Genomic DNA, 14,162 nt, shown 5'->3' on the forward strand with positions numbered 1-14,162 from the left:
CAGCTATCGCTGGTCGACCTGACCGTCTGCCACTCGCCACGTCCGGTCCAGCCGCACGTTCTCCAGCATCCTGCGGTCGTGCGTCACCAACAGCAATGCGCCGTCATAGGTTTCGAGTGCCTGCTCGAGTTGTTCGATGGCGGGCAGGTCCAGATGGTTGGTCGGCTCGTCGAGCACCAGCACGTTCACGCCGCGGGCCTGAAGCAAGGCCATCCCGGCGCGGGTGCGCTCACCGGGAGAGAGCCCGTCGACCGCGCGCTCGACATGGTCGGCACCCAGCCCGAACTTCGCGAGCAGGGTGCGCACGTCGGCGGTCGACCACGACGGCATCTGCTGCTCGAAACGGTCGAGGAGCCGCCCCGGACCGGAGAACTCGGCCCGGGCCTGGTCGATCTCGCCGATGGCGACATTCGCACCGAGGGTGGCCCGGCCGTCATCGGGCTTTCGGTGCCCCAGCAGCAGCCGCAACAAGGTCGACTTGCCCGCCCCGTTGGGGCCGGTGATACCGATCCGCTCGCCGGCGGCCACCTGTAACGACACCGGGCCGAGCACGAAATCGTCCTGGCGGACAACGGCTTTGTCGAGTGTCGCGACGACCGAGCTGGACCGCGGTGCGGCGCCGATGGTGAACTGCAGCGTCCACTCCTTGCGCGGCTCCTCGACTTCCTCGAGGCGGGCGATCCGGCTCTCCATCTGGCGCACCTTCTGCGCCTGCTTCTCGCTGGACTCGGTTTGCGCACGGCGCCGGTTCTTGTCGTTGTCGGGGGCCTTGCGCATCGCGTTGCGCACGCCCTGACTGGACCACTCCCGTTGGACGCGTGCGCGTGCCACCAGATCGGCCTTCTTGTCGGCGAATTCGTCGTACTGTTCGCGCCGGTGCCGCCGCCCCACCTCCCGCTCTTCCAGATAGCTTTCGTAGCCGCCGCCGAACACCGTCGTGGTGTTCTGCGCCAGATCGAGTTCCAGAATTCGGGTGACACTGCGGGCCAAGAACTCCCGGTCATGGCTCACCAGCACCACACCGCCGCGCAGGTCGGAGATGAAACGCTCCAGCCGGTCGAGGCCGTCGAGGTCGAGATCGTTGGTCGGCTCGTCGAGCAGCACGATGTCGAATCGCGAGAGCACCAGCGCCGCCAGACCCACCCGGGCCGCCTGTCCGCCCGACAGCGACGTCATCTCGGTCGACTCCGGCGGTACGGCCTGCGGGTCGAACCCCAGGTCTGCCAGCACCGCGGGCAGCCTCTCGTCGAGATCTGCCGCGCCGGTGGCGAGCCAGTGATCCAGCGCGCGTGAGTAGGTGTCCGCAGCGGTATCCGACTCGGCCAGCGCCGCCGCCGCGGTCTCCATGGCCAGAGTCGCCTCCGCGCAGCCCGTCCGGCGTGCGATGTAGCCGGCGACGGTCTCACCGGGCACCCGTTCGTGTTCCTGCGGCAGCCATCCGATGAATGCGTCGGCCGGCGCGACGCTGACCGTGCCCTCCAGCGGGGCGAGATCGCCGGCCAGGATGCGCAGCAGCGTGCTCTTGCCGGCACCGTTGGCGCCCACGACACCGATCACATCGCCCGGCGCCACCGTCACGTCGAGGCCCTCGAAGAGGGTGCGGTGGGCGTAACCGCCTGCCACGTTCGAAGCGACGAGGGTTGCGGTCACAGACCCGCTTTGCTCGCCAGATCGATCGCGTACTGGTTCATGAAGCGGCCCGCTCCGGGGTCGCCCCGCCCGCACGACCCGTCCGATTCGCCGGGACGCTTGATCCACAGGTAGGCATCCGCGTGTGCGCCGGCGGTGGCGGTGGTGGGCGGCGTGCCGAGGGCCCGGCCGGCGGGATTGCACCACGAATCGCTGTCGACCGGTCCGACGCCGTTGCGCGAGGTGTCGATGACGTAGTGCGCGCCGTTGGTCAGTCCGGAGATCGCCTCGCCGTAGCCGATCTCCTCCTCGGTGGTGAAGAAGTTCGCGGTGTTGAGACTGAAGCCCCTGGCCTTGGCCACGCCGACGTCGTTGAGCATGGCCGCCATCTTGTCGACGCTGGTCCAGCGGGAATGACCCGCATCGATGTAGACGGCGGTGGCCGGGTTCCGGGTCAGGGTGTCGACGCCGTACCGGATCAGGTCGAGACGCTCCTGACGCTGGCCGGCCGACAGGCAGTCGGCCATGGCGAGCGCATCGGGTTCGAGGATGACCGCGGCCGGCCCGGAACCGATGGCCGCCGCGACTCCGTCGATCCAGCCTCGGTAGGCGTCCGCCGAGGAGAACCCGCCGGCGGAGAAGTTGCCGCAGTCGCGGTGCGGGATTCCGTAGAGGGCCAGCACCGGTCTGGTGCCCGCGGCCTGCGCGGCGGCGATGTATGCCGCGTCGACCGCCGGGGTGGACAACCGGTCCATCCAGTACCCCTGCGGGGTGTTCGCGATGGCGGTCAACTGTGGACTGGGCGGGTCCGCACTCTGCGCCGCCCGCATGGCGGCCGACCCGGGGTTGACATAGAACGGCATTCCCGCGAGCGGGTTGGCATCGTCGACCAGGCGGATGGCGGGGGTCTGCACCGGACCGGCGACGAGGCCCACGCCCGCCATGGCCGCCACGGTCAACAACGGAGCGACCCACCGAGCGACCACGCCGGCAGCTGAGGACATCACGCCCAAAAACATAGTGTCGCAACACAATGAGTGCCAATTACAGCGGCCCGCTGCGCCGATCCCGAACGATGCTGGGGCCGCTGGTCGGCAAATCATGAGGCAACGCGCCAAAAGCGTTCATACAGCGCCCTTACCGAGGCGTGGACACGACAGCAACCACGCCAGGTTCCCCCGACTGTTCGCTGCGCGCGGCCGACAACCCTCGACTTCAACCCGAGGGTCGACGTGCCGAATGCAAACGGCACCGACCCCACCGACGGTGAGATAGAGTGCCCACCGGACCTGCCCCGACTCGAAAAAGTATGTGAGCACGCACAGTGAAACGCTCCCACCGGCTCGCGGTGATCTTGGCGCTGGCACTTGGCGTGGTCGGTGCCGACGGCGCGCTCCAGTCCGACCGAGGCGTAGTGCACACCACGGCCGTGTCGGCCCCTGCGCTGGCCGCCAGTACGCAGAGTGCTGAACGAGTTCGGTTGTACAGCAGTAAACCCGTCAGCGTCTGGCGGCGGGAGCAGGGTCAACCGCTGAGCTCGCTGGCGGCGGCTTCCGACCGATTGATGGCGACCATCACCCGCGGCGACTTCGCCGGTATGCACGCCGTCTGCCGCGATGTGACCGCCATCAACCAACGCATCCGCGCCTCCCTGCCGACGCCCGATCGTGCCCTCACCGCTGCGCTGCGGCAGCTGACGGTTCACCTCGACGACTTGACCACGCACTGCTCGACCTTGAGCCTGACCTCACCCTTCAGCGAGTTCGGTCGGCTGAACGACGATTTCAAAGGCGCCGCACGGTCCTTCGCGGCGGCCAAGTTCCTTCTGAAAGGCACCGAACCGCGCTGATCGCCGACCGGCCTAGCCGGTGGCCATCGCCGCGGTCTCCAGTTCGCGGATCGCCGTGCGCAGCCCGCGCCGCCGCCCGGTGGCCGGATCGACGCCGAAGCTCTCCCGCATACCGGCCCGGATCCGGAATTTCAGTTCGGAGTTCGTCTCCGGCGCGTCGTCGGACGTCGCCGTGAGGAGCTTGTCCGGGAGCGCGAGCTTGACGATGGTCCAGAACGACTGGAAGTACTGGCGCGGAAGCGATCCCGTCGTATACGGCAGATCGTACTTCTCGCACAGCGCCCGCACCCGCTCACTGATCTCCGCGTAGCGATTGCTGGGCAGGTCGGGGAACAGGTGGTGCTCGATCTGGTAGCACAGGTTCCCGCTCATGAACGCCATCAGCGGACCCGCGCGAAAGTTCGCCGAGCCCAGCAGCTGGCGCAGATACCATTCCGCCGGCGTCTCGTTCTCGAACTCCTGGCGAGTGAATTTCTCTGCGCCGTCGGGAAAGTGCCCGCAGAAGATGACCATATACGACCAGTAGTTGCGGATCAGGTTCGCGACCGCATTCGCCTTGACCGTGCTCTTCCAGTTTTTGCCGGACAGTGCCGGGAAGACGAGGTAGTCCTTGCCGACTTGTTTACCCACCTTCTTACCGATCACCCGGAGGTCTTTGCGGACCTCGGCCCAGGACTTCTCCTTGGCGCGGACCTTCGCCGTCTCCAGACCGTGTGCGGCAACGCCCCATTCGAAGAATGTGCCCAGCAGCAGGTTGTACACCGGGTTGCCGATCATCCAGCGTTCCCACCGCTGATCTCGCGTCAGCCGCATGATGCCGTAGCCGATATCGTCGTCGAGGCCGACGACATTGGTGTACTTGTGGTGGATGAAGTTGTGCGACTTCTTCCAGTGTTCGGTGGGAGAGGTGGTGTCCCATTCCCACTCGGTCGAATGGATCTCCGGATCGTTCATCCAGTCCCACTGACCATGGGTGATGTTGTGCCCCAACTCCATGTTCTCGATGATCTTCGCCGTCGCCAGCATCGCGATACCGGCCCGGCGGGCCCCCTTGTGGTGACTGGCGAACAGCAGGACACGGGCACCGACAGCCAGACCGCGCTGAAGCTGGATGGCCCGCCGGATATAGCGGGCATCGCGTTCGCCGCGCGACTCTTCGATATCCGATCTGATCGTATCCAGTTCGCGGGCAAGCGCTTCCACATCGTCCGGCGTCAGATGTGCGTACCGCTTGATATCCGTGATGGCCATGACTGTTCCCCCTTAGACCTTGAGTGTGCAGTTACCGGACGCGGTCGAGACGCAGGTGTTGATCCGATCCCCGGCCCCGTGCTCGACGCCCGAGCGGAAATCACGCACATGCCCCTCCTCCAGGGGCAACACACAGGTCTGACAGATCCCCATCCGGCACCCGAACGGCATCTGGATACCCACCTTCTCACCGGCTTCGAGAAGTGAAGTGGCACCGTCGATCTCGATCGATTTGCCGGATACCGCGAAGGTCACCGTGCCGCCCTCACCGCCTTTGTCGGTCCGTTCGATCGTGAACCGCTCGACGTGCAGGGCATCATCGAGACCCACCCGGTGAAACGCGTCCTCGACATCGTCGAGCATCTGGGCCGGGCCGCATGCCCACGTCGACCGGGCTCGCCAGTCCGGAACCGCACCGTCCAACCTGGTGAAGTCCAGATGCCCGGCAGTCTCGGTGAGCTGAAGGTGCAGCCGGTAACTGGAATGCCGCTCTTCGAGTGCCCGCAGTTCGTCTCGGAAGATGACGGATGCTTCCGACGGGGCGGAGTGCACGTGCACGATATCGGGCTGCTGCCCGCGGACCGACAAGGACCTCAGCATGGCGATCACCGGGGTGATACCGCTGCCCGCGCTGATGAAGAGCAGCTTCTCCGGCGTCGGGTTGGGTAAGGCGAAGTCGCCCTTGGGTTTCGCCAGCCGCACGATGGTTCCCGGCGCGACGCCGTTGACCAGGTGCGACGACAGGAAGCCCTCCGGTGTGGCCTTGACGGTGATGGTGATGTGCTTGGCACCGCGCTGCGGTACCGAGGTCAGCGAATAGGATCGCCAGTGCCAGCGGCCGTCGACCCGCAGCCCGATCCCGACGTACTGCCCCGGCTGGTAGTCGGCCGCGAAACCCCAACCCGGTTTGATCGTCACCGTCGCGGTGTCCTCGGTCTCGCGCCGCACATCGACCACCTCGCCACGCAGCTCCCGTGCCGACCACAGCGGGTTCACCATCTTCAGGTAGTCATCGGGAAGCAACGGGGTGGTGGCGCGAGCGGTCAACCCGCGCAGCACGTTCACCTTCGGGCTGACAGCCGTCTCGACATTCTTGGCGGGCCGGATACTCCACCGGGCCAGCCGGCGCATCGCTGTGACCATGCCGGTGTTATTACCCGCGAGTAAGGTAGTTCACACCTCGAGCCGCTCCGAAATCCCGTCCGCAGCGTTCTCAGGTGCGCACGGGGCGCCGGTAGGTGAGTGTGTCGAACTCTCGTCCGTATTCGTCGACGGCCGTCACGTCCATCTCACTGACCAGGACGCCGGGCCGGACGTCGACCCGTAGGAACGCGTAGTTGCGGAACCGCACCCGCGACCAGTTGACCGCCTCGGCCTGCTTGCCCCCGGCGGCGTTCCAGACATAGCTGTTCGGCACGCTCAGATCGTCGAGCACGTGGCCGCGGTAGCTCTCCAGTTCACCGGGCTGGAAGCCGTATCGCGGGCGGCCGCCGCACCCGACGGTGTAGTAGACCGTGCCGTCCGTGGCGGGATAGACCACGGAGTTGTCCAGGGCGACCGTCGTCGGTGCCCCACCCCGGATCGGGTCGGTGCGCTCGAACACGTGATTGTGGCCCTGCAGGACGAGGTCGACCTGGTATCGGTCGAACAGGTCGCACCATGCCGCCCGCACGCCGCCGTCGCTGGCGTGTGCGTCGGTGGTGGAGTACGCGCAGTGGTGGAAGAAGCAGACGATGAAGTCGATGTCCGGGTTGGCTCGGTGCGCCGCGAGTGTCCTTGCCGTCCAGGTTGTTTGGGCACCCCCGGAGTATCCGGTGTTGGCGGTGATCTCGTAGCTCACGTCGTTGGCGTCCAGCGACAGCACCGCGACGTTGCCGTAGACGAACGAGTACACCGACGGGCAGTTCGCGGGGCCGTTGCCGGGAAAATCCAGCCTGGCGAGGTGGCCCCCGTACCCGTGTGTCCCGTACGCCGCCTCCATATCGTGATTGCCGGTGGCGAACATCCACGGCGTCGTCGAGGCGCTGCCTTCGATGGAGCCCAGGTAGACATCCCAGACGAAGGGGTTGAACTTGTCGAAGCCCGCGGGCGGCGTACCGCCCGGGCCGATGAACGCACCCGGCTTGCCCATGCCCGACGGATCGGCGTACGCGATATCGCCGGCCAGCACGTGGAAGTCGGGGCGTGCCGCGATGATCTGGCGCAGCACGTTGGCCGTGTGCGGCACGTCCGGATCGTTGTCGGGCTTGTAGTAGCGGTCGTCGTACTCGCCGGCGGCGAGGCCGGGCGGCAGCACCGGCGTGTCGTCGGTGCCCTGGTCTCCGATCATGGTGAACCGGAACGGGCCGGTGGCCGCCCTGGCGCTCGGCATCGCCGTCGAGGCCGAGCGCACATCGCCGAGGAAGCCGTCGTCGGTGCGCCAGCGGTAGTGGTGCGCCGCCGCGCCCGGCAGACCGTCGATCGGGGCGTGCACGTAGAACTGTTCGGCGGCCAGCACACCGCCGCGGCCATCGGGGATCTGCGTCACCAGATTCCGGATCTCGGCCTGCACCGTCGCGCCCAGGTCGGCCGTCGGGCCGTGGTCCAGGAAAACTCTCGTGCCTTTGGGATTTCGGGAGAGCTGCGCGGACAGCCGCAGCTGAGTCGAGGCATCCGAGCCGTACCCCACCCGGCGGTTGGCCACCCCCAGGGGCGCGTCGTCCGCATAGGCACGGACCCCGAACGGGGACCGGCCCACCGCGGCGATCGCTGCGGCGGCCGCCGCCCCACCGAGGAAGAGCCGGCGGGAGACCGGCCTGCTTCGCAGGTAGTTCAGATGCCAGTGATGGCGCTCGGCCATGCTCATGGGGGCCGCAATCCCCACCGGAATCCCGGTGTCGGGTACGTCCCTGGCGTCGGGGGGTGAGTTGCGGACCATTCCACCGATGGTGGCTCAGATCGCGCCGAGATGCGTAACGCAGCGGGGAAACCCGGACCGAACTTCCAGTGAACGACCTAACTTCTGCGGGATGGGTCCCGGCTGCGAGGAACCGTAAGAGGCCGCATGGCAACATGTTCGACGAGTGCGCAAATTCGATCCGGCTCAGCCGAACCCGATACCGATGCCGAATTCACCGCCCGGATCGTCATCGTTGTGGTTCGGGCAGCGCACGTCGACGTAGACGGTGTCACCGGTCGCCGGCGGCGCACCCGAGTGATCGGGATTGTTCACGGCGACCACCGTGCACGAGGACAGCGGTTTGGTGTCGTAGCCGTTCACCCAGTTGATCTGGACGAGGTATCCCTGGTCTTCGAGGTCGGCGATGACCGCATCGGCCCCCTCCGCGCGCGCGGTGGGGGCGGCGGTCAGCGCCGCAGCGGTCAGCACCGCCCCGACCACCATCCGCGCGCACCACATCCCTCCACGATCCACCCGATATCGCCGGGGGGCAACGGTGCGATCAAGGTCAGGATCAATCTCCCTGCAAGACAAACCGTTTCGCCGCCGCCGTCCGCCTCGGCGGGCCTGCCCCGACTCGCTGATTCTCAATGCACTTGCGCTTGCTCCAGGTTCCAGACTTTCCCGGACGCGGTCCGACGTTGCTGCGCCGGTCGTCCGCGAAGCCTTCTCAGCCCCGGCCAACAGGGCCGCTAGGATGGGTGAATTCGCCAAGGGGGGTTGCTTTTGAGCGCCATTGAGACGGAAGGGCTGACACCCGAGTTCCGTGAACTCGTCCATGCGGCGGCCCGCCAGGAGCTGACCAAGTGGGGTATCGATCGATTCAGCATCGTGGCGTTGGCGGATCGCAACGGTCTGCCGGTGGACGAGATCCTCGAGTTCTGGACGGACGAAGCGGCACTCATCATGGATGTCCTTCTGGACGGTGCCGGACGCGAGGCGGCGCCACCCGACACCGGTTCCCTTCGCGACGATCTGTACGCGCTCGCCGTCGGGATGGCCGCGTATCTGGGATCCGATCAAGGCCATCAGATCCAGGGTTCGCACCTGATCGGCGAGCCGTTTCTCGATGGCATCGAGATCCGGCGCACGTTGTGGCGGGTGCGCGTGCAGCGGCTCGGCATCGTGTTCACCCGGGCGCGCGATCGCGGCGAGCTGAGAGACGGTATCGAACCGGCCGTTGTACTCGAGATGCTGTTGGCGCCGATCAATATGCGCGCCCTGTTCACCGGCGAACCGATCGATGAGCAGTACTGCCGGCTGATGGCCGATCTGGTGTGGCACGCGGTGCGTTCCTGACCACCTATGGTCCGCGGTTGGGCTCAGTGCCTGGTGGCGCGTTAATGTGCTGAGGTCAACCTCAGCGAACGCGCAGATAGAGAAGTTGAGCACAGCCATGACCGCAGCAGCAGATACCTCCGCACTTGAGTCCCGGGTCGGCCATTACTACCAGATGGACGACACGTACCTGGTGGGACGCGAGAAGATACGTGAGTACGCCCGGGCACTCCAGTCGGATCACCCCGCCCACTGGGACGTCGACGCCGCCAAGGCGTTGGGCTACCCGGGCCTGATCGCGCCGCTGACGTTCACCTCCGGCCCTGCCATGGCCTGCAACCAGCGCATGTTCGAATCGGTGGTCGTCGGCTACGACATGTATCTGCAAACCGAAGAGGTCTTCGAACAGCACCGCCCGATCGTCGAGGGCGATGAGCTGCAGATCGACATCGAGCTGACGTCGGTCCGCCGGGTGGCCGGCCGCGACCTGATCACCGTCACGAACACGTTCACCGACACCGCCGGCGAGGTGGTGCACACCCTGCACACCACCGTCGTCGGCGTCACCGGCGAGGACGTCGATCCGGCGATCAAGCCCGCCGTGCAGGGCGTGATGATGCACGGCATCAACATGCTCGGCGCCGAGCATCCCGAGGACTACCGGAAGACGGTGCGGCCCGAGGGCGAGATCCGGATCGCCGGGGGCGGCGCCACCCGGACGCCCGGGTCGCCGTCGTTCGATGAGCTCGCGGTCGGCGACGAGTTGCCCGTGCACCACACTCGGCTGTCCCGCGGCGACCTGGTGAACTACGCCGGCGTCTCCGGCGACGCCAACCCGCTGCACTGGGACGAGAACATCGCCAAGCTGGCCGGCCAGCCCGACGTGATCGCCCACGGCATGCTCACCATGGGGTTGGGCGCATCGTTCTTCTCGGCGTGGTCGGGCGACCCCGGCGCGGTGACCCGCTACGCGGTGCGGCTTTCGCAGCCCGCGGTGGTGCCGGCTGCCGGCGGCGCGGACATCGAGTACAGCGGCAAGATCAAGTCACTGGACCCGCAGACCCGCTCCGGTGTCGTGCTGGTCGGCGCCAAGTCGCAGGGCCGGAAGATCTTCGGCTTGGCGACGCTCAACGTCCGGTTCAGCTGAGGGCAGCCGGCAAGCGCACCTTGCCAGGCCGGCGCACCAGGAGAGATACTTAGTCCAATTAACGTTTCCTGGGTCCGCGGATGAGGAGGCACGGTGAACCTCTGGGGTGATCTCACCATTCTCGACGGGATGCTGGCCCTATCTCTTGTCGCGTGCGTCTTCGTCTACATCCGCAGGTTGGAGAACCGCACGCCCGCGGCGATGGGTGAACAGGTCGGCGCCCACAAAGCCGTACTGGCCAAACTGCGTAAACGCGAAACGCTGTCCCGAGAAGAGTTCGACTACGCCACCGAACTGGTCGACGACGCCCGCTCGCCGCTCGCCTACGCGATACCTGCCGTGCTCTTCAGCTGTGGCTTCTTCTATGTGGTGGGCTGCCTCTACGAGTTGCACGTACACGGTGGCAACCCTTCGTTTCGCACCTTCATCGGCGGTATCCCGATGCTGACCTCGATGAACATCGCCGCTCAGCTGCGCCGGGTGGCCCGGCTGAAGAAGAACCTGCGGGATGTCACCCTGCGGGATGTAGACGTGACCGAGCCGGTCTATCGGGACTCCGGGGCCACCTCGGCAATGTCGTCGTCGTCCTCCCAGAGCAGGAGCTGACGGACCGAGGCGCGGGAGCCGTAGGGCTGGAGCATCTGGCTGGCGGGCCGGGGACGCACCTTCAACGGCCACCAGAACCAGCGACCGAGCAGGGCCGCGATGGCCGGTGTCATGAACGACCGCACGATCAGCGTGTCGAACAACAGCCCGAGGGCGATCGTCGTACCGATCTGGCCGAGGATGCGCAGATCGGCGAAGACGAATGAGGCCATGGTGGCCGCGAACACCAGCCCGGCCGCCGTCACCACCGCGCCGGATCCGGCCATCGCCCGGATGATGCCGGTGTTCACGCCGGCACCGATCTCCTCTTTGAATCGGGATATCAAGAGCAGGTTGTAATCCGAGCCCACGGCCAGCAGCAGGATGACGGCCAGCGCCAGCACGATCCAGAACAGGTCGATGCCGAGGATGTCCTGCCAGATCAGCACGGAAAGGCCGAACGAGGCGCCCAAGGACAGCGCCACGGTGCCGACGATGACGATCGCCGCGATGATGCTGCGGGTGATGAACATCATGACCAGGAGGATCAGGCTCAGCGCGGCGATCGCGGCGATCATGAGGTCGTACTTGGCGCCGTCCGCAATGTCCTTGTAGGTAGCGGCGGTACCGGCGAGGTAGATCTTGGATCCCCCCAGGGGCGTGCCCTTGACCGCACCCTGGGCGGCATGGCGGATGGCATCGATATGCGAAATACCTTCGGGCGTAGCGGGATCGCCTTCGTGCGTGATGATCATCCGGGCGGCTTTGCCGTCGGGTGACATGAACAGCTTCATCCCGCGCAGGAATTCGGGATTGCTGAACGCCTCGGGCGGCAGATAGAAGGAATCATCGGTTTTCGACGCGTCGTACGCCTGGCCCAGTGCGGTGGCGTTCTGCAGTGCGGCGGCGGTCTGATCGTTGATTCCCGAGGTGGTGGCATAGTTCGTCAGCGTGAGATCGCGATTGGTCTGCTGGCTCTGGATCTGCGGCGGAATCAGCGCGAGCAGCTTGGGTTGCAGCGCATCGAGTTTCGCGATACTGCCCGCGACGTTGCTCAACTGATCGGTCAGCGCGTCGATACCGTCCAGCGCGTCGAACACCGATCTGAGGGCGGCGCACGCCGGGATGTCGAAACAGTGCGGCTCCCAATAGAAGTAGTTGCGCAGGGGCCGGAAGAAGTCGTCGAAGTTGGCGATCTTGTCGCGCAGATCGTTGGCGGTCTGGACGGTCTGAGCGAAGGCCTTGGCCTGCTCGTCGGTGACGGCGCCGGACTGTTGTTGCAGCGCGTACTGCTGGCGCAGCACGTCGATCGAATTGTTGATCACGTCAACCTGTTTGAGCAGATCCGCACCGCGAGCCTGCTGGAAGGGCAGGTTGTTGATCTGAGAAGCGCTGCTCGCGCTGATCTGGAACGGGATCGACGTGTGGTCCAGCGGTGTGCCCAGGGGCCGGGTGATCGACTGCACCTGCGCGATACCGTCGGTGTGGAAGACCGCCTTGGCGACCCGTTCCAGCAGGATCATGTCGGTGGAATTACGCAGATCGTGGTCGGCTTCGATCATCAACAACTCAGGGTTCAGCCGCGCCTGCGAGAAGTGCCGTTCGGCCGCGGCATAGCCGACGTTGGCCGGGGCACCGGCGGGCATATAGGGCCGGGCGTCGTAGCTGGTCTGATAGCGCGGCAGGGCGAGCAGGCCGATGAGCGCGACCGCGACCGTCGCCGCCAGGATCGGCCCGGGCCACCGGACGATGGCGGTGCCGATACGCCGCCAGCCCATGGTGCGCATCGGCCGGGCGGGCTCGAACAGACCGAAATGGCGGCCGATGACCAGCAAAGCCGGTGCCAGGGTCAGCGCCGCCACCACCGCGACGAGCACGCCGGTGCCGGCCGGGACACCCAGACTCTGGAAGTACGGGAGCCGGGTGAAGGTCAGGCACAGGACGGCGCCCGCGATGGTCAGGCCCGAACCCAGAATGATGTGCGCGGTCCCGTGGTACATCGTGTTGAACGCCGAGACGCGGTCCTGCCCGGCGTATCGCGCTTCGTGGAATCGGCCGAGCAGGAAGATCGCGTAGTCGGTGCCTGCGGCGATCACCAGCAGCGTCAGCAGGTTCGTCGAATACGTCGACAGTTCGATGATGCCCGCGTTCGCGAGCACGGCCACGACGCCGCGGGATGCGGTCAGTTCGATCATCACCGTGAAGATGACGAAGAACACCGTGGTGAGGCGACGGTAGAGCCAGAACAGCATCACCGCGATGACCCCGAGGGTGATCAGCGTGGTCTTCAGCGTGCCGTGGCGGCCCACCTCGAACTGATCGGTGACCAGTGGCGCCGCGCCGGTGACATAGACCTTCAGGCCCGACGGCGGCGGGGTGTGGTTGACGATGTCACGCACCGCGTCGACGGATTCGTTGGCCAGTGACTCACCCTGGTTGCCGGCGAGGTAGACCTGCACCAGCGCGGCCTTGCCATCGGCGCTCTGCGACCCGGCCGCCGTCAACGGATCGCCCCAGAAGTTGTCGATGTGTTCGACGTGCTTGGTGTCCTCGGACAGCTTCTGCACCAGGCCGTCGTAGTAGTGGTGCGCCTCGGCACCGAGCGGCTGGTCGCCCTCCAGCACGATCATCGCCGAACTGTCGGAGTCGAACTCCTGAAACACCTTGCCGATTTGCTTGCTGGCCTGCAGGGATGGTGCATCGTGCGGGCTCAGCGACACGTTGTGCGATTCGGCCACGGTCTCCAGTTGCGGTACGAAGACGTTCGTGACGACCGCCAGGCCCAGCCAGAAGAAGGCGATCAGCACCGAGAACCGCCGAATGAAGTCCGGAACGCCGCCACCGGAAGCAGTGCTCATCCGGACTTGTCCAGACAGTAGGTGAGGGCGTTCAGGGTGTTCACCGTTCGCTCGTCCTTGACCGCGTCATCGATCTTGATGCGGCAGCCGATCGAGTCACTGTCGCCCTGTGCCGTGACGTTGACGAAGACGGCCGGTTGGGTGGTCGTCGTGTCATAGGCCCAGGGCAACGTGACACCATCGGCGCGCTGCGGTTGCGCGTCCACGTCCAGGTAGGTGATGGTGGCGACGGTGCCCGGCGGGCCGAACACCTCGATCACCACGTGTTTGGGGTTGAACGGCACGATGTCGTTGTCCGAGCCGCTGGGGGTGGACGTGACATCCGTCGAGGCGAAGATTCCGTGCAACCGAAAGACCGTGAAACCCGCGATGGCGACCACCGCCACCGCGACGAGAAGCATCCAGCGTTTTCCCAGCTTTCGGCTGAACGAAACCCGCTGCATCCGTGACCCTTTCGTGAGCGGCGACAGGCGCGGACAGTAGAGGCTTTTAGGACGGCTAATCAACTAGGTTGACGGTACGACAACAGGGCGGGCATCACAACACCGGGCGGCGACCTACCCGCGCACGCGGGCGCGTCCCACCACGACCCGAGGTGGGCGTGTGTGCGCGCCGGATCGCCTGCTG

At 66.2% G+C, this 14,162-nt stretch carries 12 protein-coding genes; 4 read left to right on the plus strand and 8 right to left on the minus strand.

What is annotated here, in order from left to right; genetic code table 11:
- Positions 1–3 precede the first annotated feature (3 nt).
- Together abc-f and H7J86_RS14230 are read right to left on the minus strand one after the other, a co-directional pair.
- On the minus strand, positions 4–1,650 hold the full coding sequence (gene abc-f / locus H7J86_RS14225; RefSeq protein WP_187097616.1) for a ribosomal protection-like ABC-F family protein: 1,647 nt from the start codon (positions 1,648–1,650) through the stop codon (positions 4–6).
- The gene (locus tag H7J86_RS14230; protein WP_187099147.1) at positions 1,647–2,633 is read right to left on the minus strand and encodes a glycoside hydrolase family 6 protein; all 987 of its coding nucleotides are present in this window, start codon (positions 2,631–2,633) and stop codon (positions 1,647–1,649) included. The genes abc-f and H7J86_RS14230 overlap by 4 nt, the downstream gene beginning before the upstream one ends.
- 320 nt (positions 2,634–2,953) lie before the next feature.
- Between H7J86_RS14230 and H7J86_RS14235 the strand changes: the two genes are divergently transcribed.
- Positions 2,954–3,478: a hypothetical protein gene (locus H7J86_RS14235; RefSeq protein WP_090359332.1), complete on the plus strand. Its 525-nt coding sequence runs from the start codon at positions 2,954–2,956 to the stop codon at positions 3,476–3,478.
- Positions 3,479–3,490: 12 nt separating this feature from the next.
- On the opposite strand, the gene H7J86_RS14240 is transcribed toward H7J86_RS14235, so the two are convergent.
- The 4 genes from H7J86_RS14240 to H7J86_RS14255 all read right to left on the minus strand — a co-directional run bounded on the left by H7J86_RS14240 (position 3,491) and on the right by H7J86_RS14255 (position 8,111).
- Positions 3,491–4,729 carry a fatty acid desaturase family protein gene (locus H7J86_RS14240; protein WP_267291684.1) on the minus strand — a complete coding sequence of 413 codons (1,239 nt, stop codon included), beginning with the start codon at positions 4,727–4,729 and terminating at the stop codon, positions 3,491–3,493.
- Between the two features lie 12 nt (positions 4,730–4,741).
- A complete protein-coding gene (locus H7J86_RS14245; protein ID WP_267291686.1) occupies positions 4,742–5,872 on the minus strand; it encodes a ferredoxin reductase in 1,131 nt (376 codons plus the stop codon).
- 70 nt (positions 5,873–5,942) lie between these two features.
- Positions 5,943–7,646 carry a metallophosphoesterase gene (locus H7J86_RS14250; protein WP_267291688.1) on the minus strand — a complete coding sequence of 568 codons (1,704 nt, stop codon included), beginning with the start codon at positions 7,644–7,646 and terminating at the stop codon, positions 5,943–5,945.
- A gap of 165 nt (positions 7,647–7,811) precedes the next feature.
- On the minus strand, positions 7,812–8,111 hold the full coding sequence (locus H7J86_RS14255; RefSeq protein ID WP_187097606.1) for a hypothetical protein: 300 nt from the start codon (positions 8,109–8,111) through the stop codon (positions 7,812–7,814).
- A 282-nt stretch (positions 8,112–8,393) separates the two neighbouring features.
- Between H7J86_RS14255 and H7J86_RS14260 the strand changes: the two genes are divergently transcribed.
- The 3 genes from H7J86_RS14260 to H7J86_RS14270 all read left to right on the plus strand — a co-directional run bounded on the left by H7J86_RS14260 (position 8,394) and on the right by H7J86_RS14270 (position 10,698).
- Complete coding sequence (locus H7J86_RS14260) at positions 8,394–8,966, plus strand: TetR/AcrR family transcriptional regulator C-terminal ligand-binding domain-containing protein (protein WP_235632922.1); 573 nt, start codon at positions 8,394–8,396, stop codon at positions 8,964–8,966.
- A 97-nt stretch (positions 8,967–9,063) separates the two neighbouring features.
- Positions 9,064–10,092 carry a fused (3R)-hydroxyacyl-ACP dehydratase subunits HadA/HadB gene (locus tag H7J86_RS14265; protein ID WP_090359342.1) on the plus strand — a complete coding sequence of 343 codons (1,029 nt, stop codon included), beginning with the start codon at positions 9,064–9,066 and terminating at the stop codon, positions 10,090–10,092.
- A 93-nt stretch (positions 10,093–10,185) separates the two neighbouring features.
- Positions 10,186–10,698, plus strand: coding sequence for a hypothetical protein (locus H7J86_RS14270; RefSeq protein ID WP_308204843.1), 513 nt, complete (start codon positions 10,186–10,188; stop codon positions 10,696–10,698).
- On the opposite strand, the gene H7J86_RS14275 is transcribed toward H7J86_RS14270, so the two are convergent.
- Together H7J86_RS14275 and H7J86_RS14280 are read right to left on the minus strand one after the other, a co-directional pair.
- Positions 10,638–13,535, minus strand: a complete 2,898-nt coding sequence (locus H7J86_RS14275; protein ID WP_267291690.1) for an MMPL/RND family transporter — start codon at positions 13,533–13,535, stop codon at positions 10,638–10,640. The genes H7J86_RS14270 and H7J86_RS14275 overlap by 61 nt on opposite strands.
- Complete coding sequence (locus tag H7J86_RS14280) at positions 13,532–13,978, minus strand: MmpS family transport accessory protein (protein WP_090359346.1); 447 nt, start codon at positions 13,976–13,978, stop codon at positions 13,532–13,534. The genes H7J86_RS14275 and H7J86_RS14280 overlap by 4 nt, the downstream gene beginning before the upstream one ends.
- Positions 13,979–14,162: the final 184 nt, after the last annotated feature.

The organism is Mycobacterium hackensackense (assembly GCF_025822555.1).
Taxonomy (GTDB): domain Bacteria; phylum Actinomycetota; class Actinomycetes; order Mycobacteriales; family Mycobacteriaceae; genus Mycobacterium; species Mycobacterium fluoranthenivorans.